Annotated in this window: 24 protein-coding genes and 1 pseudogene; 16 read left to right on the top strand and 9 right to left on the bottom strand. The window is 62.7% G+C overall.

Features of this window, described 5'->3' with window-relative positions; all coding sequences use genetic code 11:
- Positions 1-10 precede the first annotated feature (10 nt).
- Positions 11-949: an N-acetyl-gamma-glutamyl-phosphate reductase gene (argC, locus tag GM909_RS03205; RefSeq protein ID WP_157014759.1), complete on the bottom strand. Its 939-nt coding sequence runs from the start codon at positions 947-949 to the stop codon at positions 11-13.
- Between the two features lie 149 nt (positions 950-1,098).
- Positions 1,099-2,049: an agmatinase gene (speB, locus tag GM909_RS03210; RefSeq protein WP_157014760.1), complete on the bottom strand. Its 951-nt coding sequence runs from the start codon at positions 2,047-2,049 to the stop codon at positions 1,099-1,101.
- Between the two features lie 159 nt (positions 2,050-2,208).
- On the opposite strand from speB, the gene GM909_RS03220 reads away from it, so the two are divergent.
- The gene (locus GM909_RS03220; RefSeq protein WP_157014761.1) at positions 2,209-3,225 is read left to right on the top strand and encodes a glycerophosphodiester phosphodiesterase family protein; all 1,017 of its coding nucleotides are present in this window, start codon (positions 2,209-2,211) and stop codon (positions 3,223-3,225) included.
- A 39-nt stretch (positions 3,226-3,264) separates the two neighbouring features.
- Here GM909_RS03220 and GM909_RS03225 read toward each other — a convergent pair.
- The 3 genes and pseudogenes from GM909_RS03225 to rplM all read right to left on the bottom strand — a co-directional run.
- Positions 3,265-3,429 (bottom strand): annotated as a pseudogene (locus GM909_RS03225) (type II toxin-antitoxin system RelE/ParE family toxin); the annotation flags it as partial.
- A 227-nt stretch (positions 3,430-3,656) separates the two neighbouring features.
- A complete protein-coding gene (gene rpsI / locus GM909_RS03230; RefSeq protein ID WP_157014763.1) occupies positions 3,657-4,139 on the bottom strand; it encodes a 30S ribosomal protein S9 in 483 nt (160 codons plus the stop codon).
- 2 nt (positions 4,140-4,141) lie between these two features.
- The gene (gene rplM, locus GM909_RS03235) at positions 4,142-4,603 is read right to left on the bottom strand and encodes a 50S ribosomal protein L13 (RefSeq protein ID WP_157014764.1); all 462 of its coding nucleotides are present in this window, start codon (positions 4,601-4,603) and stop codon (positions 4,142-4,144) included.
- A gap of 256 nt (positions 4,604-4,859) precedes the next feature.
- Between rplM and GM909_RS03240 the strand changes: the two genes are divergently transcribed.
- Together GM909_RS03240 and GM909_RS03245 are read left to right on the top strand one after the other, a co-directional pair.
- Positions 4,860-5,153 carry a type II toxin-antitoxin system RelE family toxin gene (locus GM909_RS03240; protein WP_328600441.1) on the top strand — a complete coding sequence of 98 codons (294 nt, stop codon included), beginning with the start codon at positions 4,860-4,862 and terminating at the stop codon, positions 5,151-5,153.
- A gap of 12 nt (positions 5,154-5,165) precedes the next feature.
- Positions 5,166-5,537 (top strand): helix-turn-helix domain-containing protein, encoded by a 372-nt coding sequence (locus GM909_RS03245; protein WP_157014765.1) that lies wholly within the window; start codon positions 5,166-5,168, stop codon positions 5,535-5,537.
- A 9-nt stretch (positions 5,538-5,546) separates the two neighbouring features.
- Here the strand turns inward: GM909_RS03245 and GM909_RS03250 are convergent, their stop codons facing one another.
- Together GM909_RS03250 and GM909_RS03255 are read right to left on the bottom strand one after the other, a co-directional pair.
- Positions 5,547-5,969 carry a PaaI family thioesterase gene (locus GM909_RS03250; protein WP_198174126.1) on the bottom strand — a complete coding sequence of 141 codons (423 nt, stop codon included), beginning with the start codon at positions 5,967-5,969 and terminating at the stop codon, positions 5,547-5,549.
- Between the two features lie 43 nt (positions 5,970-6,012).
- Entirely contained in the window at positions 6,013-6,885 is an 873-nt protein-coding gene (locus GM909_RS03255) for a crotonase/enoyl-CoA hydratase family protein (RefSeq protein WP_198174108.1), read from the bottom strand.
- Between the two features lie 162 nt (positions 6,886-7,047).
- Here GM909_RS03255 and GM909_RS03260 point away from each other — a divergent pair, with 162 nt between their 5' ends.
- The 6 genes from GM909_RS03260 (at position 7,048) to GM909_RS03285 (ending at position 10,947) form a co-directional block, all read left to right on the top strand.
- Positions 7,048-7,872 (top strand): enoyl-CoA hydratase, encoded by an 825-nt coding sequence (locus GM909_RS03260; protein WP_157014767.1) that lies wholly within the window; start codon positions 7,048-7,050, stop codon positions 7,870-7,872.
- Positions 7,869-8,327, top strand: a complete 459-nt coding sequence (locus GM909_RS03265) for a VOC family protein (protein WP_157014768.1) — start codon at positions 7,869-7,871, stop codon at positions 8,325-8,327. Before GM909_RS03260 ends, GM909_RS03265 begins: the two co-directional genes overlap by 4 nt.
- Positions 8,324-8,845 carry a CoA-binding protein gene (locus tag GM909_RS03270; RefSeq protein WP_157014769.1) on the top strand — a complete coding sequence of 174 codons (522 nt, stop codon included), beginning with the start codon at positions 8,324-8,326 and terminating at the stop codon, positions 8,843-8,845. The genes GM909_RS03265 and GM909_RS03270 overlap by 4 nt, the downstream gene beginning before the upstream one ends.
- A 53-nt stretch (positions 8,846-8,898) precedes the next feature.
- A complete protein-coding gene (locus GM909_RS03275) occupies positions 8,899-9,159 on the top strand; it encodes a type II toxin-antitoxin system ParD family antitoxin (RefSeq protein ID WP_235911609.1) in 261 nt (86 codons plus the stop codon).
- Positions 9,160-9,546 carry a type II toxin-antitoxin system RelE/ParE family toxin gene (locus GM909_RS03280; RefSeq protein WP_157014771.1) on the top strand — a complete coding sequence of 129 codons (387 nt, stop codon included), beginning with the start codon at positions 9,160-9,162 and terminating at the stop codon, positions 9,544-9,546. It begins immediately after the preceding gene.
- Positions 9,547-9,663: 117 nt separating this feature from the next.
- Positions 9,664-10,947 (top strand): O-acetylhomoserine aminocarboxypropyltransferase, encoded by a 1,284-nt coding sequence (locus GM909_RS03285; RefSeq protein WP_157014772.1) that lies wholly within the window; start codon positions 9,664-9,666, stop codon positions 10,945-10,947.
- Between the two features lie 629 nt (positions 10,948-11,576).
- On the opposite strand, the gene GM909_RS03290 is transcribed toward GM909_RS03285, so the two are convergent.
- Entirely contained in the window at positions 11,577-12,827 is a 1,251-nt protein-coding gene (locus GM909_RS03290) for a cytochrome P450 (RefSeq protein ID WP_157014773.1), read from the bottom strand.
- 337 nt (positions 12,828-13,164) lie between these two features.
- On the opposite strand from GM909_RS03290, the gene GM909_RS03295 reads away from it, so the two are divergent.
- The 4 genes from GM909_RS03295 (at position 13,165) to GM909_RS03310 (ending at position 18,540) form a co-directional block, all read left to right on the top strand.
- Positions 13,165-13,806, top strand: a complete 642-nt coding sequence (locus GM909_RS03295; protein WP_157014774.1) for an ATP-dependent Clp protease proteolytic subunit — start codon at positions 13,165-13,167, stop codon at positions 13,804-13,806.
- A 314-nt stretch (positions 13,807-14,120) separates the two neighbouring features.
- Positions 14,121-15,395, top strand: a complete 1,275-nt coding sequence (clpX, locus tag GM909_RS03300; RefSeq protein WP_157014775.1) for an ATP-dependent Clp protease ATP-binding subunit ClpX — start codon at positions 14,121-14,123, stop codon at positions 15,393-15,395.
- A 250-nt stretch (positions 15,396-15,645) separates the two neighbouring features.
- The gene (lon, locus tag GM909_RS03305) at positions 15,646-18,069 is read left to right on the top strand and encodes an endopeptidase La (RefSeq protein ID WP_157014776.1); all 2,424 of its coding nucleotides are present in this window, start codon (positions 15,646-15,648) and stop codon (positions 18,067-18,069) included.
- A gap of 198 nt (positions 18,070-18,267) precedes the next feature.
- On the top strand, positions 18,268-18,540 hold the full coding sequence (locus GM909_RS03310; RefSeq protein WP_157014777.1) for an HU family DNA-binding protein: 273 nt from the start codon (positions 18,268-18,270) through the stop codon (positions 18,538-18,540).
- 250 nt (positions 18,541-18,790) lie between these two features.
- Here the strand turns inward: GM909_RS03310 and GM909_RS03315 are convergent, their stop codons facing one another.
- The gene (locus GM909_RS03315; protein WP_157014778.1) at positions 18,791-19,303 is read right to left on the bottom strand and encodes an HdeD family acid-resistance protein; all 513 of its coding nucleotides are present in this window, start codon (positions 19,301-19,303) and stop codon (positions 18,791-18,793) included.
- Between the two features lie 309 nt (positions 19,304-19,612).
- On the opposite strand from GM909_RS03315, the gene GM909_RS03320 reads away from it, so the two are divergent.
- Genes GM909_RS03320 through GM909_RS03330 form a run of 3 tightly spaced genes read left to right on the top strand, consistent with a single transcriptional unit; the run spans position 19,613 to position 23,180 of the window.
- Complete coding sequence (locus GM909_RS03320) at positions 19,613-20,827, top strand: ROK family transcriptional regulator (RefSeq protein WP_157014779.1); 1,215 nt, start codon at positions 19,613-19,615, stop codon at positions 20,825-20,827.
- Positions 20,824-22,083: a M20 family metallopeptidase gene (locus GM909_RS03325; protein WP_157014780.1), complete on the top strand. Its 1,260-nt coding sequence runs from the start codon at positions 20,824-20,826 to the stop codon at positions 22,081-22,083. The genes GM909_RS03320 and GM909_RS03325 overlap by 4 nt, the downstream gene beginning before the upstream one ends.
- 41 nt (positions 22,084-22,124) lie before the next feature.
- The gene (locus GM909_RS03330) at positions 22,125-23,180 is read left to right on the top strand and encodes a substrate-binding domain-containing protein (RefSeq protein WP_157014781.1); all 1,056 of its coding nucleotides are present in this window, start codon (positions 22,125-22,127) and stop codon (positions 23,178-23,180) included.
- Positions 23,181-23,203: the final 23 nt, after the last annotated feature.

The following is a 23,203-nucleotide window of genomic DNA, read 5'->3' on the forward strand; positions in this document are numbered from 1 at the left end:
GCGCGGCTTGTCAGGCCGCCTTGCCAAGCATCAGCGCCATGTTCTGCACCGCCGCGCCGGAGGCGCCCTTGCCGAGATTGTCGAGCAGCGCGACGAGATTGGCCTGGCCGGTGCCCTCGGTGCCGAAGACGAACAGCTTCATGCCGTCAGTGCCGGCAAGCGCTGTCGGGTCGAGCCGGGCAAGCCGTGCGCTGTCTTCCGGCGACACCACCTCGACAATCTCCTGGCCCGCATAATGGCGTTCGAGCGCGGCGTGCAGGTCGGCAAGCGTGGGCGTGCCGTTGAGGTCGGCCAGATGCAGCGGCAACTGCACGATCATGCCTTGCGGGAAACGGCCGACGCTCGGGGCGAAGATCGGCCGCCGCGCAAGCAATCCATGTGTCTGCATTTCCGGCACGTGCTTGTGGCCAAGCGTGAGCGCGTAGAGGAAATGCGGCGCGCCAATGTGATCCTCACGGTCTTCATCCTCCATCTGGGCGATCATCTGCTTGCCGCCGCCCGTATAGCCCGACACCGCATTGACGCTGACGGGGTAGCCGGCGGGCAGTATGCCGGCCTCGACCAGGGGACGGATCAATGCGATGGCGCCGGTCGGATAGCAGCCCGGATTGGCAACCAGCCGCGCGCCGGCGATCTTGTCGCGCATGCCAGCCGTCATTTCGGCAAAGCCGTAGGCCCAGTCGGGATGGACGCGGTGCGCCGTGGACGTGTCGATGATGCGGGTCGAATTGACACCGTCGAGCATCGCCACGGCCTCGCGCGAAGCCTCGTCGGGCAGGCAGAGTATGGCGATATCGGCTTCCTTGAGCATGTCCTCGCGCAGGGCGCGATTGCGCCGCTCGGCTTGAGGAATGGACAGCATGTCGAGGTCGTCGCGCCCGGCAAGCCGCGTCCTGATCTGCAGGCCGGTGGTGCCGTGTTCGCCGTCGATGAAGATTTTCGGTTTCATGACTTCTTTTCTATGCCCAAAACGAATCCGCTTTCAATGGTTTGCCGTCATTGGTTGAATCAATTCGGTAACGGCTTGAATCGGCATGTGAGGTTCGAATTTCAAGGCCTCGCTTCGCACGCGTCTGCAATCGGCCCTGGAGCGGCGCTTCATCGCCTGGCCTTTTTCTCCGCCAGCAGGCCCAGATAATGCTGCGCCACCGTGGCGCCCGCAATGGCCGTGATGTCGGCGTGGTCGTAGGGCGGCGAGACCTCCACGATGTCGGCGCCGACAATATCGAGACCGCCCAGTTGCCTGAGCACCGACAGCATCTTCGCCGTCGACGGCCCACCGGCGACAGGCGTGCCGGTGCCCGGCGCGAAGGCGGGGTCGAGGCAGTCGATGTCGAAGGTGACGTAGGTCTTTGCATCGCCGACGCGCTCTGCAATCGCGGTGGCGATGTCAGCCGCCTTCATCTCCTCGATTTCGTGGCCATACAGGATCCTGATGCCGCAATCCTCCGGCGCGTGGGTGCGGATGCCGATCTGGATGGAGCGCTCGGCGTCGATCACGCCGTCGCGCACGGCCCGGGCGACGAAGGAGCCGTGGTCGATGCGCTTTCCATCGTCGAACCACGTGTCCTGGTGGGCGTCGAACTGGACGAGCGCCAGCGGCCCGTACTTGGCCGCATGGGCTTTCAGGAGCGGCCAGGTGACGAAATGGTCGCCGCCGAGCGACACCAGGAACGCGGCTGATCTGATAAGCTTCGCGGCCTCGCGCTCAATCGTGCCGGGGGTCTTTTGATGGTTGCCGTAGTCGAGCAGGCAGTCGCCGCAATCGATGACCGCGAGATCGGCGAAGAGGTCGCGGTGGAACGGATATTGCGGGTCGTTGTCGAAGATCGCGGAGGCTCGGCGAATTGCCTGCGGGCCGAAGCGCGCGCCCGGCCTGTTGCTGACCGCCGCGTCGAATGGAATGCCCCACACCACCGCGTCGGCGCCCTTGACGTTCTTCGTATAGCGCCGGCGCATGAAGGACAAGGCGCCGGCATAGGTCGGGTCGCCGGCGGTGCCGAGATTTGAGCGGCCGGTGAATGCGTGATCGATCGACTTGGACGGCATGCGGCGTTCCCCTCGGTCTCCCTCTTGAAAGACCTTCATATTCGACATTCCTCAGCGAATTGCGACCCCGCAGTGCCCAATTCCATCCCGGCTTACTTCATCCGCCTGTCACGCACACTGCTTATCCAGCGGTCGGATTTCAGGTTGGGAGTGAGTCCCATGCATTTCATCGCCGTGTTGGCTGCGTTCATCGTCCTGAGCTGCGGTGCCGCGAATGCGGGCGAGGTGCGCCGCACCGCGCAGATTCTTGACCGTTTGGAAAACGCCAATCACTGGCGCGACCATGTGATGGTCGTCGCCCATCGCGGCGGCGGTGTCGCGGACGGGCGGGGCCGCTTTCCCGAAAACTCCTCCGCCGCCGTCGAGCACGCCGTCTCGGTGGGCGCGGAAATGGTCGAGATCGACTTGCAACGCACGCGTGACGGCGTCCTTGTCGTCCTGCACGACCAGCGGCTCGACCGCACGACGACGTGCCGCGGACCGGTTGCCGAAAAGACTTTTGCCGCGCTCGCGGCCTGTCGTCTCGTCGTGGAAGGGGGCGGGCGCGTTACGCTGGAGACGGTGCCGAGCCTGAAGGCCATGCTCGAACACACCCGTGGGCGCATCCTGGCCAATGTCGACAACAAGCTGGGCCTCGATGATCTGCCGGCCATTGCGGCGGTGGTCCGTGCGGCCGGCGCCGACGGCGAGGTGTTCGTCAAGCAGAACCTGTGGAGCGCCGGCAAGGTGGCCGAGATGCGGCGGGTTGCGGAGCGGATGGGCGAGGGCGTGCGTTTCATGCCCATCATGGCCGACGATGCGGTGAGGGACATCGCCTTTCTCGAGCAGGTCACGCGCGAGTTCGCGCCCGATGCGGTCGAGATGATCAACTGGCGCCGCGAAGGCATGGGGATCGCCGAGGAGGGCGGCATTCTCTTCGGCGCGCGGGCCAGGGCGGTCGCGGCACGCGGCGACTGGCATTTGTGGGTCAACACGATCGTGATCGGGGGCAAGCCGACCGGTTTTCTGGCCGGCGGTCGCGGCGACGAGCTCGCCGTTCATGCCGGCATGCCGGCTGAGACCTATGGCTTTTGGGCCGAGCAGGGCGCGACGATGATCCAGACGGATGCGCCCAGCCAGGCGATCGAGTGGCTCGAAAAAAACGGCTACCGCGTGCCTTATGGGCTGACGAATTGAGCTGCCGGCGCCGCTTGTCGGCTGATTATTGTTGGCGGTCTACCGATCCTCGCGCGTATGCCATACACGGAGTACGTATATCGTCGAGTCTCGGATTTCGTAGCGCATTTCATAATGCCCGACGAGAATGCGGCGGACCTCGCGCTGTTCGAATTCATGAAGGCGCTCGCCCATGCGTGGATGTTCAAGCAGGCGCAGCGGTGCCTTCCTGTTCGACCCAGGCGGGTCAGCGCGTGGCCATCTCGTCTACCTTCTCCGCGAGCGGCAAAGGCACATGCGCGGTGAGAACCTTCGCATCCATGGTGTACCTCACTTAATCACACCTAGTCATGGTGATTGCATGCGATTAAGCCGACCATGGGAAGGGGAGGACGCGCCAACAAAAAAGCGGACCCGAAGGCCCGCTTTCTCTTGTGCGTGTGTTGCCGCGCTTAGCGCTTGGAGAACTGGAAGGACCGGCGGGCCTTTGCCTTGCCGTACTTCTTGCGTTCCACCGTACGGCTGTCGCGGGTCAGGAACCCGCCGCGCTTGAGTGTGCCGCGCAGCGCCGGCTCGTAATAGGTCAGAGCCTTGGAAATGCCATGGCGCACTGCGCCCGCCTGGCCCGACAGTCCGCCGCCGGCAACGGTGGCGATGATGTCGAACTGGCCGTCGCGGTCGGCGGCGATGATCGGCTGCTTGAGGATCATCTGCAGGACCGGCCGGGCAAAGTACTGGTCGAATTCCTTGTCGTTGACGATGATCTTACCACTGCCGGGCTTGACCCATACGCGGGCGATCGCGTCCTTGCGCTTGCCGGTGGCATAGGCGCGGCCTTGGGCGTCGAGCTTCTGGACATGGACCGGGGCTTCCGGCTGGGTGTCGACCACGCCGGTGGCGGCGCCGAGCTCTTCGAGCGAGTTGAGTTCAGCCATGATCAGGCCCTCTTGTTCTTGCGGTTGAGCGCGGCGACGTCGAGCGTCTCCGGCTGCTGGGCGTCATGCGGGTGCTCGGCACCGGCATAAACGCGAAGATTCTTCATCTGGCGACGGCCGAGCGGGCCGCGCGGGATCATCCGCTCAATGGCCTTTTCGACCACACGCTCGGGAAAGCGGCCTTCGAGCAGGTCGCGCGCCGTGCGCTCCTTGATGCCGCCGGGATGGCCGGTGTGCCAGTAATACGTCTTGTTGGTGTATTTCCTGCCGGTCAGCGCCGCCTTCTCAGCATTGATGACGATGACATTGTCGCCGTCGTCGACATGAGGGGTGAAGGTCGGTTTGTGCTTGCCGCGCAGGCGGTTGGCGACGAGTGAGGCGAGGCGGCCGACGACGAGACCCTCGGCGTCGATCAGCACCCACTTCTTCTCCACATCCGCAGGCTTCTGCGAAAAGGTTTTCATGGTTTCGTGCTTTCGGTTCGGACCTTCCCGCAGGAAGGCGTTTCTTGTTGCTTGCTTTGAGCCGGAGCACCGGCCCAAAATGAAACGGCGACCGCACGGGCCGCTGCTATGGCGCGGCTTATAGGGGAGGGCGGGGCAGGCGTCAATACCGTTGTGGCCGACGCGTTTTGAAATAAGACAAAGATATCAATGCGTTATGGTAGCGGTAATATAATACCATACTGCCGAGCGCCCAGACGGATCTCAATGCAAATCGTTGCTGGAACGAAACTTTGCAATATGCTATCGCTTCGGGATGCGGGAGGTAACCTATTCGCAGGAATCGCGGAAGGCGCTGCGCAGGGTTCCTGCGAATATAAGGCGGCGGATTATTGCAAAGATCGAGCAATTTGCCGCTGACCCGGTCGTTCTTGCCAACAATGTGAAGGCGCTGAAGGGCAAACCCGGTTATCTTCGTCTTCGCGTGGGCGATTGGCGTGTCATATTTCGCGATGATGGCGCAGTTGTCGCGGTGATCAGAGTGGCGCCGCGAGGCGATGCCTATGATTGAACTGGACCGATCATGACCAAGCAGATCATCACGACGCCGAACGGCGAGCGCATGGTTGTCCTGCCCGAGGGTGAATATCAAAGTCTGCTCGAGGCGGCGGAGGAGGCCGAAGATTTGGCGGCGATCCACCGGTTCGAGGAAAAACTCGCCGCGGGCGAGGAGGAGCTTGTCCCGGCCGAGTTCGTCCACCGCATGCTGGAAGGCGAAAGCCCGGTTCTCGTCTGGCGTGAATATCGCGGCCTTTCGGCAAGGGCGCTCGCCGAGGCGGCCGGCATATCGCAGGCCTATCTGTCGCAGATCGAGAGCGGCAAGCGCGATGGCACGATCGGCACGATGAAGAAGATCGCCGAGGCGTTGAAGGTCACCATCGACGAACTGGTCTGATCGCCGCGCCTATGTGTCGCGTTTCGGCGGGATCGAATAGGTGCCTGTGGCGTGCGCCACCGTCAGGCCGTCCGGCCCTGCCTTCATGTCGATCTCGAACACCATCAGGCTCCTGCCGAGCTTGACGATGCGGCAATGACCGTCGATCGGGCCGGCCTCGGCCTTGCGCACGAAATTGATGTTCAGGTTGGTCGTCACCGACAAGGCCTCCGGCCCGGCATGCGACAACACGCAGACATAGCCGCCAATGTCGGCCAGGGTGAACAGCGACGGTCCGGAGACCGTATTGCCCGGCCGCAGATGGCGGTGATCGGCGTTGAGCCGCACGGTGCAGCCGCCGGAGAATACGTCGACGGCGAAATAGGCGGCAAAATCGTCGTTGAGCTGCGGATAAACCTGTTTGAGGAACGTATTGACCTCGTCGGCGGTCATCACCGGTTTCATGTCGTGTTTCGTCACTGCGGCGTCCCTCTCTTCAGGCCTTGGATGAGTTGATCGGGCGGTTTTGAGTCCAGTCGAAGGTCCCGAGGTCGCGCTCGCGCACGGCCTGTTTCCAGCCCGTCTCCTCGGCGCGGAGCTTGAAGTTGAGACCCTCTGGAGAGTGGCGCGTAATGCCGTCGAAGACGGTGGCGAACATCTGCGTCTGTTTCAGTCCCATCGCCTCGATCGCCTGGTTGATCACCAGCTTCTGCATCATGAGCTGGTTGACCGGGACGGCGGCCATGCGCTCGGCAAGCCGCTCGACCTCGGCGTCGAGATCATTTGCGGGGACCGACTTCGCCACGAGCCCGATGCGCTCGGCTTCCTTGCCCTTGATCTTGTCTCCGGTGAAGAGCATCCGCTTGGCCTGCTCGGCGCCCAACCGATAGACCCACATGGCCGTGGTCGGGCAGCCCCATACCCGCACCGGCATATAGCCGATTTCCGCCTCGTCCTCCATGACGATCATGTCGGTACACAGCGCGATGTCGGACCCGCCGGCGACCGCGAAGCCGTGCACCTTGGCCACGACCGGGCGGTAGCTGCGCCAAAGCGCCATGAAGCACTCGGTGTTGCGCATCATGAAGGCGTAGTCCTTCATCGGATCCCACGGCATCGCCTGCGTCATCTCGTGACCACGGCCTTCCTCGGCCTGGGCATAGTAGGCGAGGTCGTATCCGGCGCAGAAGGCGCGCCCGGCGCCCGACAGCACGATGACGTGCACGCCGTCTTCGGTATTGGCGCGCGCCACGCATTCCTCGAGCTCGCGCGGCAAATCGTCGTCGATGGCGTTCAGAACCTCGGGCCGGTTGAGTGTGATGCGCGCAATGCGCCCGTCCTTTTCGTAGAGAACCTTGGCCAAATTCATCCTCCCGGCCTTGCCTGAGTGGCATCTTCCTTTTGCGTAAACGTCAATCACAATCGACAATTCGTGGCTGTTCATCAAGTCCGTGCGTGCTAGTTCTTGGCGCGAACCGGATCGGCCGCGGACAGTGCGGCTTGATCGGTGCAAGTCTCAAGGAGTTGACCGATGGCCGATATCGTGGCGATGAAGCAGGGTGAGCAATCCGCCAATCCGGTCACCGTCGCTTTCGGCGGGGGCATATTGCGGCTCACCCTGTCCAATCCGCCCGCCAATGCGTTGTCGATGGCGGCGATGACCGCCCTTCAGGACGAACTTGACCGCGCAGGTGAAGACGAGACCGTGCGTGTCGTCGTCATCGATGCCGCCGGCAAGGTCTTTTGCGCCGGGCACGATTTGAAGGAACTGACGGCGCACCGCGCCGACGCCGACCACGGCCGGGCCTTCTTTGAAGTGACGATGCAGACCTGCGCGCGGCTGATGCAGACGATCGTGCGCCTGCCCAAGCCCGTCATCGCCGAGGTTGCCGGCACGGCGACGGCGGCCGGATGCCAGCTCGTTGCAAGCTGCGATCTGGCGATTGCCTCGACGGAAGCGACCTTCGCCACGCCGGGCGTCAATATCGGCCTGTTCTGCTCCACACCGATGGTTGCACTGTCGCGCAATATCGGCCGCAAGCACGCCATGGAAATGCTTATGACGGGCGAATTGATCGAGGCGACGACGGCGCGCGAATTCGGCCTGATCAATCGCGTCGTGCCGCCGGAATATCTGAATCAGATCGTGATGAAATACGCGCAAACCGTTGCTTCCAAATCACCTTTGACGCTGAAGATCGGCAAGGAAGCCTTTTATGCGCAGGCAGAGATGGGCCTTTCGGAAGCCTATGACTATACCGCCCGCGTCATGGTGGAAAACATGATGGCGCGCGACGCCGAGGAAGGTATCGGCGCCTTCATCGAAAAGCGCAAGCCGGAGTGGAAAGGCGAATGAAGCTCGAACCACGCATCTCCGTCATCACGCTTGGCGTCGACGATCTCGACCGGGCGGCCGGCTTTTACGACGCCATGGGGCTCGAGCGCAATCGTAAGTTCACCGAAGGCGTGGCCTTCTTCCAGATGGGCGGCATGATCCTGGCGCTATGGCCGCGCGCGGAACTGGCGAAGGACGCCGGGCTTGCGGACACACCTCCGACGGCTTCCGGCGGGGAGGCCGTGCCCGGGTTCTCCGGAGTCGCACTGGCCTATAACACGCGCAGCGAAGCCGAAGTCGCGGCCATCCTCGATCAGGCCGAGACGGCCGGCGGACGCATTCTCAGGCCGGCCGCCCGCGCCTTCTGGGGCGGCGTGCAAGGCTATTTTACCGACACCGAAGGCAATCTTTGGGAAGTAGCCCACAATCCCGAGTTTCCGATCGACACTGAAGGGCGGATCGCGCTGCCGCAATGAATCACGACTTTTACGACGACGCCTATATTTCCGGCATTTTGAATTCGGTTCGCACGGTCGCGATCGTCGGCGCCTCGGCCAACGACGTGCGCCCCAGCTTCTTCGTCACCAAATATCTGATCGACAAGGGGTACACGGTCTATCCGGTCAATCCGGGGCGCGCCGGCGGCGAAATCCTCGGCCGGCCGGTCCATGCGCGGCTGGCCGACATTGCCGAACCGGTCGACATGGTCGACATTTTCCGCGCCTCGGATGCGGTCTTGCCTGTGGTCGAGGAGGCGCTGGCGCTGGAGCCTCTGCCGAAGGTGATCTGGATGCAGCTTTCGGTGCGCAGCGATATCGCCGCCGCCAAGGCCGAAGCTGCCGGCGTCAAGGTTGTGATGAACCGCTGCCCGAAGATCGAATACGGCCGCCTGTCCGGCGAAATCGGCTGGAACGGCGTCAACAGCCGCATCATCTCCTCGAAAAAACCGCTCCTGCGCAAGGGTTTCCAGAGCTTCGGCATCCGGATGAAATAGAGTTTGACAAACTTTGCCATAATGTCAGATTCCGAATGTTCGGGAGCGATATGATGGTTACGATGAATGTAAGCCTGACGAAGGACATCGCCGAATTCGTCAACGGAGAAGTGGCGACCGGCGATTACGTGTCGGCGAGCGAAGTCGTGCGTGACGCGCTGCGCCTTCTAAAGCGTGACCGTGACCTTGAGGATGAAAGGGCGGCTATGCTGCGGGCGGCGGTCGATATCGGGCTGACGCAAGCAAACAGGCGGGAGTTCTCGCAGCGCACCGTCGAGCAGATTGCCGAAGACGTCCTTTCCGACGCTGAATGAATGCGGTTGCGTCTGACCAGACAGGCCGACGCGGATATCGAGAACATACTGCGTGAAACCCTGCTGTCTTTCGGGGCCGGTCAGGTGCGCGCCTATGCCTCTCTCATCGGGCGCGGGCTGGATATGATCGCGGAAGATCCAATGCGCCCATCGTCGCGCGAACGTCCGGACATCGCGGCAGGAATACGGTCATTTCATCTCGGACTGGCTGCCGGTCGAAGCGCCGCCGCAGCGCATCACCTCTATTACAAGACCATGACGGATGGAGAGGCCGGGCAAGACATTGTCGTGCTGCGCATACTTCATGAGCGTATGGAGCCGAAGCGACGCGTGCTCAAGAGTATTGGCCCCAACGACACGATGAAGAAAGGCCGGGAAGGACGCTGATCGGCGAGTAACGATATCCCCTCAGCTTCGGCAGACCGGAAAATTCTCCTTTGCCTTTGTCGACGGCCTTTGCAATCAATCCAATGGAACCGACAACGACGTGCAGGAGGAAACTACATGACGCAATCCACGCCCGGCTTCAGCACCCTCGCCATTCATGCCGGCGCACAGCCGGATCCGGCAACGGGCGCGCGCGCCACGCCGATCTACCAGACGACCTCCTATGTCTTCGACGATGTCGATCACGCGGCGTCGCTGTTCGGGCTGAAGGCGTTCGGCAACATCTACACCCGCATCATGAACCCGACCCAGGCGGTGCTCGAGGAGCGCATCGCCGCGCTTGAGGGTGGCACGGCGGGCCTGGCGACCGCCTCCGGGCATGGGGCGCAGCTTCTCATATTCCATTCGCTGATGCGGCCGGGTGAGAACTTCATCTCCGCCAGGAAGCTCTATGGTGGCTCGATCAACCAGTTCGGACACGCCTTCAAGAATTTCGGCTGGGAGGTGCGCTGGGGTGACGTCGACGACCTGTCGACCTTCGAGAACCAGATCGACGACAAGACCCGCGCCATTTTCGTGGAAAGCCTGGCCAATCCGGGTGGCGTCTTCGTCGATATCGAGAAGATCGCCGAGATCGCGCGCCGGCACGGCTTGCCGCTCATTGTCGACAACACGATGGCGAGCCCCTACCTGCTGCGGCCGATCGAGCACGGCGCCGATATCGTCGTCCATTCCATGACCAAGTTCATCGGCGGGCACGGCAACTCCATGGGCGGTATGATCGTCGACGGCGGCACCTTCGACTGGTCGAAATCGGGCAATTACCCGATGCTGTCGGAGCCGCGGCCGGAATATGGCGGCATCGTGCTGCACGAGACGTTCGGCAACTTCGCCTTCGCCATCGCTTGCCGCGTGCTGGGACTGCGTGATTTCGGCCCGGCCATATCGCCCTTCAACGCGTTCATGATCCTGCAGGGCGTGGAGACGCTGCCGCTCAGGATGCAGCGCCATTGCGACAATGCGCTGAAGGTTGCCGAATGGATCTCCAATCACTCGGCCGTCGATTGGGTGTCCTATCCGGGGCTGGAGTCGGACCCCAACCACGCCTTGATGAAGAAGTATTCGCCGAAAGGCGCCGGTGCCGTCTTCACCTTCGGCCTGAAGGGCGGCTTCGAGGCGGGCGTGAAATTCGTCGAGGGGGTGGAGATGTTCTCCCACCTTGCCAATATCGGCGACACGCGCTCGTTGGTCATTCACCCGGCTTCGACCACGCATCGGCAATTGTCCGACGAACAGAAGATTGCCGCCGGTGCCGGGCCCGACGTGGTGCGGCTGTCGATCGGTATCGAGGATGTCGACGACATCATTGCCGACCTCGACCAGGCGCTCGCAAAACTGTGAGGCTTGGGGAGCGGCGCGTTGCGCAACCGACCGGAAACGAATATACGACCCGCGCTTGCGCAGGGCGCCAGGTATTCGCGGTCGATCGATTGTGGATATATTTGCAATTCTTCCCCGATATTCACGCTTTTCACAAGCAGTTGCGCATTGCGGGAAGTCCTTGTTCTGGTTACTCTTAAGTCAACTCAGATGCCCGGCAGCGCCCGCAGGGACAACGGGAACCACGTTGCAGGGATCATTCTGAGGCCGCTCCGGTCCGATTGGGCGGCGGTGGGCCTGGCCTGCCAAAGCCGCAAACGGTTGCCGGATGTCCAGCGGACCCGCCCAAAAGCGGTCTGGAACGCCAAAGGCGGACCGATGCTGCCATGAAGGCCGGACAAAGCCTTCGATGGTGCGTCTGGAAACCATCCACGGTGGTTGCCCAGGCGGGGTCGAGGAAGCGCATATCTTTCGGGAATGTGCAGAGGCGGCCGGCTCAGAATTAGGATTGGATCGTGCGTGACCTTTTGGACGTGTGCGGCGGATCCTGATCTGAACAGGGAGGCACTGGGAGCGATCCCAGTGCTTTCCTTGTTTTTGGGCTTGGATCATGTTGCATGAAGCTGCCCTGACAGCAGGGCCCGGCACATTCAGCGCCACGCACACAAAAGCCCCTCCAGTCCGTGGAAATGATAGACGTCGCGGTAGCGCGGCTGCTCGGCGAGCCGGAGATCGGGCAACCGGTCGAACAGCACTTTCAGCCCGACCTGCAGTTCCAGCCGGGCGAGCGGCGCGCCGATGCAGAAGTGAATGCCGGCGCCGAAGGAGACGTTCTTCTGGTCGCCGCGCTGCGGATCGAAGGAACGCGGCGCGGCATAGGCGGCCGGGTCGTTGTTGGCCGCGCCCAGCATGAGGCCGATCTGCTCGCCCGGCCGCACGAGAATTCCGGGTTCGATCTCGATCTCCTCATAGGCATAGCGCGTGAACATGTGCAGCGGCGCATCGAAACGCAGGCATTCCTCGACCGTCGCCGCCGTTTCCTCCTGCGTGCCGAAGAAGCGCCGCGGGTCGCCTCCCTGGGCGAGGATCGTGCGCACCGCATTGCCCGTCTGGTGCACGGTCGCCTCGTGCCCCGCATTGAGCAGCAGGATGACCGAGGAGACGAGCTCGTCTTCGCTGAGCCTGTCGCCGTCCTCGTTCGCCGCGATCAGCAGGCTCAACAGGTCGTCGCCCGGTTCGCTGCGGCGCCTTTCGACATAGCCGCGCAGGAATTCGGTAAAGTCGCGCGCCGCGGCATTGGCGTCTTCCTCCGTGGCGCGTGTCCTGCCGTGCATATACATGGCGACCATGCGGTTCGACCACGAGACGAGCTCGGACCCCATTGCGACCGGCACGCCCAGCATTTCGGCGATGACGGTGATCGGGATCGGTGTGGCGAAGGCAGGCAAGAGGTCGGCTTCGCCCTTGTCCTCGATGCGGTCGATCAGTTCATGCGCCAACGCCTCGATGCGCGGCCGCAACCGTTCGACCTGCCGCGACACGAAGGCCCGGTTGACCAGCGTCCGCAGCCTGGTGTGGACGGGCGGCTCGAGCTCGAGCATGGAACGCGTTTCCACCGCATCGAAATCGGCGAGATGCGCGCGATGCTCGCCGGGAAATCGCGGCGGCCCCCAGCGGTTCTCGCGCCCGAAACGGCGGTCGCGCAGCAGGCGGTTGACCGGCTCGTGGGCGCTAAAGCACCACATCCCGAACTCCTCCCAGAAGAAGGCCGGTGCGTGGGCGTGCAGGAAGGCGTAGGCCGAATACGGGTCCTGCACGAAGCCATCGTCGTGCGGGTCGATGCGCACGTGGCGGCTGGCGGGATCGAAGTCGAGATAGGGTGGGCGGGCAACGTGCTGCATGATGGGCTCGATAACTCGGTTGTCAGCTCTGCGCCATGGTCTACATTGCCGCGCGGTCGGTTACGACACGGACGTTGCGTCGTTCCGCCCTCGGGCGGCGGCCTGAAGGAGGGCACCGGGTGGTAGGGCTTTCCTTTGCCCGAAGCCGAAGCGGGCGATTTTGCCGACCTGTCGAGCTGGTTGCGCACCGAAGCGGTGTAAACCATTCCTGCCTTTTGAGGCAGGAAGCCATGCCCGGCCCTTGCACTACAAGGACTCACCGCCTTATCTAGCTGCGACAAGAGTTCGGTCGATTCCAGCCTGCAACGGCCGGAGACCTCGAAAAAGGGAATGCCCAATGAAAGATCCAGTGCAGACCGCGATGAACCTCGTGCCGATGGTCGTCGAGCAGACCAATCGCGGCGAGCGCGCCTATGACATTTTTTCACGACTCCTCAAGGAGCGCATCATCTTCATTACCGGCCCGATCGAGGACGGAACGGCGACGCTGGTCTGCGCCCAGCTTCTCTTTCTGGAGGCCGAGAACCCGAAGAAGGAGATCGCGCTCTACATCAACTCACCCGGCGGCGTGGTGACTTCGGGCATGGCGATCTACGACACGATGCAGTTCATCAAGCCGGCGGTTTCGACGCTGTGCATCGGCCAGGCGGCCTCGATGGGCTCGCTGCTTCTGTGCGCCGGGGAAAAAGACATGCGTTTTGCCACGCCGAATGCCCGCATCATGGTGCACCAGCCTTCGGGCGGCTTCCAGGGCCAGGCCTCCGACATCGAACGTCATGCCCAGGACATCATCAAGCTCAAGCGCCGCCTGAACGAGGTCTATGTCAAGCACACCGGCCAGGATTACGAGACCATTGAAAAGACGCTCGACCGCGACCATTTCATGACATCGGACGAGGCGCAGGAATTCGGCCTGATCGACAAGGTGATGAGTTCGCGTCAGGCAGCCGAGGGTGCTGACACGGATACGGTTGCTTGAAAGGCCTGAACCGTCTGAACGCTTCGGCGTTGCCTTGCAGGCGCCGCGGGGGAGAAATCTCGTGCGGCGCAGGTTGATTTGCTGCGGCCTGCGGCATTTCAGACACAAATGGGTGTTTTCTCGACGCGCGGCGCGTCCTACGTTAAGGCTGACGTGAGTTTGGCGGGTGGTATCGTTAGCCGGAGTTTCACGAAGCGTTGCCGCGCGGCGCAAAGTGTGTTTCGTTCATCAACGTGCCTTCAGGGCTTCGCTGCCGAATGAATCGGGCAGCGGTCGACCAAGCGGCCGATCGGGACTGAGAAGGAAATATTGGCATGAGCAAGATCAGCAACAGCGGCGGTGATTCCAAGAACACGCTCTATTGCTCCTTCTGCGGCAAGAGCCAGCACGAAGTCCGCAAGCTGATCGCGGGCCCGACTGTGTTCATCTGCGATGAATGCGTCGAACTGTGCATGGACATCATTCGCGAGGAGAACAAGACCTCCATGGTGAAGTCGCGCGAAGGCGTGCCGACACCGCAGGAGATCATCGAGGTCCTCGACGACTACGTCATCGGCCAGGCATACGCCAAGCGCGTGTTGTCCGTGGCCGTCCACAATCACTATAAGCGGCTGGCGCACGCGACCAAGGGCAACGACGTCGAACTGGCCAAATCGAATATTTTGCTGATCGGCCCGACCGGCTGCGGCAAGACGCTGTTGGCGCAGACGCTCGCGCGCATCATCGACGTGCCCTTCACCATGGCCGACGCGACCACGCTGACCGAGGCGGGCTACGTCGGCGAGGATGTCGAAAACATCATCCTCAAGCTCCTGCAGTCGGCCGACTACAATGTCGAGCGCGCCCAGCGCGGCATCGTCTATATAGACGAGATCGACAAGATCTCGCGCAAGTCGGACAATCCGTCGATTACCCGCGACGTGTCGGGCGAGGGCGTGCAGCAGGCGCTCCTGAAGATCATGGAGGGAACGGTCGCTTCGGTGCCGCCGCAGGGCGGACGCAAGCACCCCCAGCAGGAGTTCCTGCAGGTCGACACGGCGAACATCCTGTTCATCTGCGGCGGTGCCTTTGCCGGTCTGGACAAGATCATCTCCGATCGCGGCCGCAAGACCTCGATCGGCTTCGGCGCCAATGTGGCGGCGCCCGAAGATCGCCGCAGCGGTGACCTCTTCCGTCAGGTGGAGCCGGAGGATTTGCTGAAGTTCGGGCTGATCCCGGAATTCGTCGGCCGCTTGCCGGTGCTGGCAACGCTCGAGGATCTCGACGAGGATGCGCTGGTGCAGATTCTGACGGCGCCCAAGAATGCCCTTGTCAAGCAGTATCAGCGGCTGTTCGAGATGGAGAATGTGGAACTGACCTTCCAGGAATCGGCGCTCACGGCGATTTCCCAGAAGGCGATCGAGCGCAAGACCGGCGCGCGGGGGTTGCGCTCCATCATGGAGTCGATCCTGCTCGACACCATGTTCGAGCTTCCGGCGCTGGAAGGCGTACAGGAAGTGGTGATTTCGGACGAGGTGGTGACGGGGCAGGCGCGGCCGCTCTATATCTACGCCGAACCGAAGAAGGAAAAGGCGAACGCCAGCGCCTGATCGCATGGGTCGCCCGTCGCAGCGACAGGCGGCTCGTTCGCGGCCTGCGCTTGCGGGCAGGTGTGTGGCTCCGCCTCCTGCCCTTGACCTTTGCACCACCCACATCCACCTATGGGCTATCGGGCTGCAACGTCGAATTTCGTGCTAACTTCCCGCATACTCCCAATGCGATCATAGGCGGAACGGTGTGCAGCCGTTAATATGAGATTCGCGGTTGGCTGATGGCGGCCGCGGAATGAAAGGCGAGACAATGTCAGAAACCACAAAGCCAACTGCGTCGGCAAACGGCATATATCCGGTTCTTCCGCTGCGAGATATCGTTGTCTTCCCGCATATGATCGTGCCGCTCTTTGTCGGCCGCGAGAAGTCGATCAAGGCGCTGGAAGAAGTCATGGGCGCCGACAAGCAGATCCTGCTGGCCACGCAGATGAATGCGGCGGACGACGACCCCGAGGCGGGCGCCATCTACGATATCGGCACGTTGGCCAATGTCCTGCAGCTCTTGAAACTCCCCGACGGCACCGTGAAGGTGCTGGTGGAGGGCACGACGCGGGCGCAGATTGCGTCGTTCACCGAGCGCGACGAGTTTCACGAAGCTGTCGCCGACCTCCTGCCCGAGCCCGAGGAGGAAGAGGTCGAGATCGAGGCGCTGGCACGCTCTGTCGTGAGCGATTTCGAGAACTACGTTAAGCTCAACAAGAAGATTTCGCCCGAGGTCGTGGGCGCGGCCGGCCAGATCGAGGATTACTCCAAGCTGGCCGATACGGTTGCCTCGCATCTGGCGATCAAGATTCCCGAAAAGCAGGAAATGCTTGCCACGCTGTCCGTGCGCGAGCGCCTGGAAAAGGCGATGGGCTTCATGGAAGCCGAGATCTCCGTACTTCAGGTGGAAAAGCGCATCCGCTCGCGCGTCAAGCGCCAGATGGAGAAGACGCAGCGCGAGTATTACCTCAACGAGCAGATGAAGGCGATCCAGAAGGAGCTCGGCGAGGGCGAGGACGGTCGCGACGAGGCGGCCGAGTTCGAGGAGCGCATCAAGAAGACCAAGCTCACCAAGGAAGCGCGCGAAAAGGCCAATGCGGAGCTGAAGAAGTTCCGCACCATGTCGCCTATGTCGGCGGAAGCGACCGTCGTGCGCAACTACCTCGACTGGATCCTGTCGATCCCGTGGGGCAAGAATTCCAAGGTCAAGCACGATCTGCATTTTTCGCAGGAGGTACTTGACGACGATCACTTCGGGCTCGACAAGGTCAAGGAGCGCATCGTCGAATATCTGGCCGTCCAGAGCCGGCAGAAGAAGCTCAAGGGTCCGATCCTGTGCCTCGTCGGCCCGCCCGGCGTCGGCAAGACCTCGCTCGGCAAGTCGATCGCCAGGGCGACCGGTCGCGAGTTCATCCGCATGGCGCTCGGCGGCGTGCGCGACGAAGCCGAGATCCGCGGACACCGGCGCACCTATATCGGCTCGATGCCCGGCAAGGTCATCCAGTCGATGAAGAAGGCGAAGAAGTCCAATCCGCTCTTCCTGCTCGACGAGATCGACAAGATGGGCATGGATTTCCGCGGCGACCCGTCATCGGCCCTGCTCGAGGTTCTCGATCCGGAGCAGAACGCGACCTTCATGGACCATTATCTCGAGGTCGAATATGACCTGTCGAGCGTGATGTTCGTGACGACCGCCAATACGCTCAACATCCCGCCGGCGCTGATGGACCGCATGGAGATCATCCGCATTGCCGGCTACACCGAGGACGAGAAGGTGGAGATCGCCAAGCGGCATCTGCTGCCAAAGGCGGTGCGCGATCATGCCTTGCAGCCCAAGGAGTTCTCCGTCACCGACGAGGCTCTGCGGTCGGTGATCCGCATCTATACGCGGGAAGCCGGCGTGCGTAACCTTGAGCGCGAACTGATGAAGCTTGCCCGCAAGGCGGTGACCGAGATCCTCAAGACCGACAAGAAGACGGTCAGGATCACGGAGAAGAACCTTGACGACTATCTTGGTGTGCCGCGCTTCCGCTTCGGCCAGGTCGAAGGCGAAGAGGACCAGATCGGCGTCGTGACCGGACTTGCCTGGACCGAGGTCGGTGGCGAACTCCTCACCATCGAGGGCGTGATGATGCCCGGCAAGGGCAAGATGACCGTGACCGGCAACCTGAAGGACGTGATGAAGGAATCGATTTCGGCGGCCGCATCCTATGTGCGCTCGCGGGCCATCGATTTCGGCATCGAGCCGCCGGCCTTCGACAAGACGGACATCCATGTCCACGTGCCGGAAGGTGCGACGCCGAAGGACGGACCGTCCGCCGGCGTGGCCATGGCAACCGCGATCGTCTCGGTGCTGACGGGCATTCCGGTCAGGGCCGATGTGGCGATGACCGGCGAGATCACGCTGCGTGGCCGGGTGCTGCCCATCGGCGGGCTGAAGGAGAAGCTCCTTGCGGCGTTGCGCGGCGGCATCAAGAAGGTGCTGATCCCGGAGGAAAACGCCAAGGATCTGGTCGACATTCCGGATAATGTGAAGAGCGGTCTGGAGATCGTCCCGGTCAGCCGTGTCGGCGAGGTTCTCAGTCATGCGCTGACGCGCATGCCCGAGCCGATCGAATGGGTGGAGCCCGTTGAGGCTGCGGCCCAGAAGGCCGGGGCCGACGATTCGGGTGCGGCCTCGCTGGCGCATTGAGCGCATCGGCGTATTTTTCTCTCAAAAGTTGAATAAGCCGGGCTTCACGCCCGGCTTTTTTGCAAAAATCAGCGGAAAACCCAGCATTTCCGCGATTCAGACGATATTCCTGCTTGGTTGTGGTAGCAGTTATCACTAAAGTTCCGGCGCGGCGGGAAGCCGCTCCGTAATGCGGTTTTTTGAATGAAAGAGGGTTTCATGAATAAGAACGAACTGGTGTCCGCCGTTGCCGAGGCGACAAGTCTTTCGAAAGGGGATGCCCAGGGCGCGGTCGAAGCGGTGTTCGACGTGATCACCAAGGAGCTGAAGTCGGGCGGGGACGTGCGCCTGGTCGGATTCGGCAACTTCTCGGTCTCCAAGCGCGAGGCTTCCGTAGGCCGCAACCCGCAGACGGGCGCCGAGGTGCAGATCCCGGCCCGCAACGTGCCCAAATTCTCGGCCGGCAAGGGCCTGAAGGACGCCGTCAACTGATAGCGCCGCTGCGCTAGCGCGCATTCGCTTCAAACGGAGACGTTTGAAGCAAAGATATGCGCGCCAGTTCAATATGTTGGAGCAGGTGTCATTCGCTCAAACGTCATCGTTTGAGCGGGACATGCTCTGGAAATCGACAAGAAGGCCGGGCCGTCGCTGCCCGGCTTTTTTATGGCTGTCGGCCGGTGGCCGGTCCGGGGCGCGGAGGGCGCCGGGCGCCGCTCGATCTACTGGAAGCGGGCGCGCCGTTTCATGCGGTGGGACGCCGGGTCAGGCTGAGCGCGATGAGGCTGGCGCCGTTCGACAAGAGCTCAATGGCGAGGAACAGACCCAGTATGCGTGCCGCGGATTGGGGAAAGCTGACGATCAATAGCGCCAGCAGAAGCGACACGCCGCCCGAGACCAGGACCAGCCAGAAGAACCGCGTGCTGCGGATCTGAAACGCCATGACCAACTTGGCCACGCCGACGACGGCGAACAGGATGGCGATCAGCGCCGTCAGCGACACGGCTCCGGCGAGCGGATTGGCCAGAAGCGATATGCCGACGAACAGGCCGAGCACGCCGATCAGGCCGGCCCACAGAGTTGCGCCCAGGGCCTGCTCGCGAAAGGCCGATACGATCTGCAACAGGCCGACGAGGAGAAAAACCCATCCGGCGACCTTTTCGGCCGCCAGCGTGGCGGCGAGAGGGTTTGCGAGTGCCATCAGGCCGCCAAGAATGGAGACCACGCCGATCAGAAACCAAAGAAGCCAGTTCTTCATCGCCCGTCACCATTTTCGCAAGCAGGGTTGTCCAACGAGTATATGCGCCAATCCTTAAGCGCGAAAGCCGCTCGCGCGCGTTCGCATCAAACGGAAACGTTTGAAGCGAAGATATGCGCGCCAGATCAATATGTTGGAGCAGTACCTTTCTCTCAAACGATTCCGTTTGAGCGGGACATGTTCTAAAACTGTGCCATCCCGCCCGTGGCAGCTCAGTCCGGTACCGCCACGGGGTGGCCCGATCCGCAATTGACGCGCCAGTGGGTTTATGTAATTAATTCGGTAAGGGAACGAATTAAAAGAAGCACCGTGAACGACACGCCTCGCATATCGCGCCAGTTTTCGCTCTGCATGGTGATGGAAACCATCGTCCATTGCGGACCAATCTCACGCGCAAGCATTGCCAAACAGACGGGGCTGTCGAAGCAGACCATTTCCGAGATCGCGCGCCAGCTCGAGGACGACGGCTGGATCCGCGAGACGGGGCGCACCAGCGGCCATGTCGGGCGCACTGCCATCACCTATGAGATCGTGCCGGAATCGGCCTGCATTGCGACGGTGGATCTGGGTGGCACCAAGGTGCGTGCGGCGATTGCCGATCTCGCCTGCCAGGTGCTGGGCGAATTGACCGAACCGACCGACAGCCGTGGCGGTCTGCACGTGGTGCGCCAGATTGCGCGTCTGTGCCGGGAGGCCGCGAAGACCAACAATATCGCCATGGAGAAGGTGCGGCTTGCCGTCGTCGGCGTGCCCGGTGCACCCGACCGCGCCACCGGCCGCATTCTCATGGCGCCGAACATTCCCGGCCTCGACGAGATCGACGTCGAGGCGGCGCTCGGCAAGGAGCTTGGCGTCGCCATAATGCTCGAAAACGACGTCAACCTGGCCGCGATCGGCGAGCACTGGATCGGCAGCGCAACCGGCGTCGACGATCTGGTCTATATCGCGCTGGGCACCGGCATCGGCGCTGGGATCATGGTCGGCGGCGAACTCGTGCGCGGCTTTTCCAATGCTGCGGGAGAACTCGGCTTTCTGCCCTTCGGCGCCGATCCGTTCGAGCCCGACTCGCTCAAATACGGCGCGCTCGAGCGGGTGGCGGCAACGTTCGGAATGCGCAATCGCTACAAGGAGTTGAGCGGCAAGCCGCTTGAGGTTCCAGCCATCTTCGACGCCGCCGAAACGGGCGATGCGCATGCCATCAAAGTTCTTGACGAGACGGCGCGCTATGTCGCGCGCACGGTGGCGGCAATCTGCGCCATCACCAATCCCGGCAAGGTGGTGCTCGGCGGTTCGATCGGCGGTCGCAGCGAACTCGTATCGCGCGTGCGCGCATTGCTGCCGCTTTGCTTTCCCAACCCTGTCGAGATCGGCACCTCGGAGCTTGGCACCAAGGTCGCCATCGTGGGCGGCGCGGCGGTGGGCCTCACCCATCTTCATGCCACGTTGTTCTCCGGCGGCGTTCCCGGCGCGGCGATCACGCTGCCGCCGGCCAACGTGGTCAAGCTGGTGGAGGCAGCGCAATGAAGGCTGATGATGTCCTGGTCCAACGTTTGAACGGCGTCCTGGACAAGGCGGACGCGCTCGACCTCCTGAAGGGTGCTGTGGCGCGTCAGAGCATCACCGGCAATGAGGCGAACGTCGTCGACTATCTCGAGCAGCGCATGCGCGATTTGCGCCTTGCGCCCGAGCGCGCCGATTTCCTGCCGGGCCGCCCCAATGTCTGGGGCGAACGAACGGGCGAAGGCGGCGGACCGCGGCTGCTCTTCATCGGACATACAGACACTGTCCATGTGCGCGGCTGGGCGGAACGCTGGGCCGGCACAGAGCGAGAGGATCCGTTCGGCGGCGCCATCGTCGACGGCGAAATCTGGGGGCGCGGCACGGGCGACCTGAAGGCGGGGATCTGTGCCGGACTTGCGGCACTCGATCTGCTCGACCGGGCCGGTGTGAGGCTCAAGGGCGACGTCGCCTTCGCCTTTGTCGGCGACGAGGAAAGCGGTGAGCCCGGCACAGGCGTCAGCGCCGGCATCAAGGACTTCTCGCGCCGGGTCAAGGCCGGCGAAATCGCGCGTCCCGACTTCGCCATCTATGTCGAGCCGACCCGGCTTTCGGTCTTTCCCGCGCAGATGGGGTTCTTCATCGCTGATGTGACGATCACCGGCAAGTCGGCCTATTTCGGTGTGCCGGAGCAAGGGGTCGATGCGCTGAAGGTCGCGCACAATGCGCTTTCGGCGATCTGGCGGCATTCCGACGAGATCGCAGCACAGGCCAGCCACGACCTCGTCGGCCGAGCCTTCGCGCTGGTGACCGGCATCGATGGCGGCGGCTACATCGCCGTGCCGGGCGAATGCCGCTTTTCGCTGATCCGCAAGCTGCTGCCCGGCGAGAGCTTGGATGCGGCGGTCGAGGCGCTCGAGGGCGTCATTCGCGTCGCTGCGGAAGGCGAGGGGATCTCGGTTGCAATCGAATATCCCGCCGGGCGCGACCATGGCTACGGCGGATCGCCGGCCGAGATCGAGGCCGACAGGGCCGAGATCGCATTGCTGGCATCTGTGCTCGACCAGGCGATGCCCGGCCGCGGGTCGATCGAGGGCGCACCCTATTGGTCGGAATCGCCTTTTCTCATCAATGAGATCGATTGTCCGACCGTCTATTGCGCGCCGGGCGACATCACCAACTGCCACACGCTCGAGGAGCGGGTGAACATCGACGAATACCTGGCCGGCATCGTCGCCTTCGCAGCCTTCATCGCCGGCTATTGCGGCGTCGCCTCGCCATGAGATGACGCCTGCTATCAGGGGAACAAAAGGAGGATCATCCTATGACGATAAGATCATTGATTGCCGCCGTGTCGGTTGCGAGCCTGTTGGTCGGAGCGCCGGCGTTCGCCCAGACCGTTGGTCCGAAGGGGGAAACGGCCACGCCGTCCGCCTCGGTCACCGTGTCCGACGACAAGGCGGCCGCCTTGAATAAGGGCGGTCACAAGGCAGCGCTCCTGTGGCACGAGCAGTCCGATTTCGTCAATGCGGTGTCGGCCGGCGCAAACGACGAATTCGCCCGCCTCGGCATCGAGGTGGTGGCAACCACCAGCGCCGGTTTCGACGCTGCCAAGCAGCGCAGCGACATCGAGACTGCGATGGCGAAATCGCCCGACATCATCCTGTCGCTGCCGCTCGATCCGGTGACGTCCGCCGCGGCCTTCAAGGAGGCCAGGGACAATGGCGTGAAGCTGGTGTTCCTGTCCAACGTGCCGAAGGACTATCAGCATGGGGGCGATTATGCGGCAATCGTCACCGACGATCTCTTCCAGATGGGCAAGCAGGCTGCCGACGCATTGGCCAAGGCGATGGGCGGCAAGGGCACGGTCGGCTGGATCTATCACGATGCCGACTATTACGTGACCAACCAGCGCGACAATGCCTTCAAGGCGACGATCGAGAAGGACTATCCCGACATCTCGATCGTCGCCGAACAGGGCATCAGCGACCCGGCACGCGCCGAGGACATCGCCAATGCGATGCTGCTGAAGAACCCGGATCTCGGCGGTATCTACGTTACCTGGGCCGGGCCGGCGGAAGGCGTGCTCGCCGCGTTGCGCGCCAATGGCAACAAGACCACAAAGGTTGTCACCTTGGATCTGTCCGAGCCGATTGCGCTCGACATGGTCAAGGACGGAAACTTCGTGGCGATCGTCGCTGACGAGGCCTACGAGCTGGGCCGCGCCATGGCGGCAGCCGGCGCGCGAGCCCTCGCTGGCGAGGAGACACCGCCCTTTGTCGTTGCGCCCGCCATCACCGTAACCGCCGACAATGTTGGCGAGGCGTGGCAGCAATCGCTGCATCGCGCGGCACCCGAGAGCGTGCTCTCGGCGCGATAGCTCAACCTGCTGCCCGGTTTGTG

This window comes from Mesorhizobium xinjiangense (assembly GCF_009749525.1).
Lineage (GTDB): Bacteria > Pseudomonadota > Alphaproteobacteria > Rhizobiales > Rhizobiaceae > Mangrovimarina > Mangrovimarina xinjiangensis.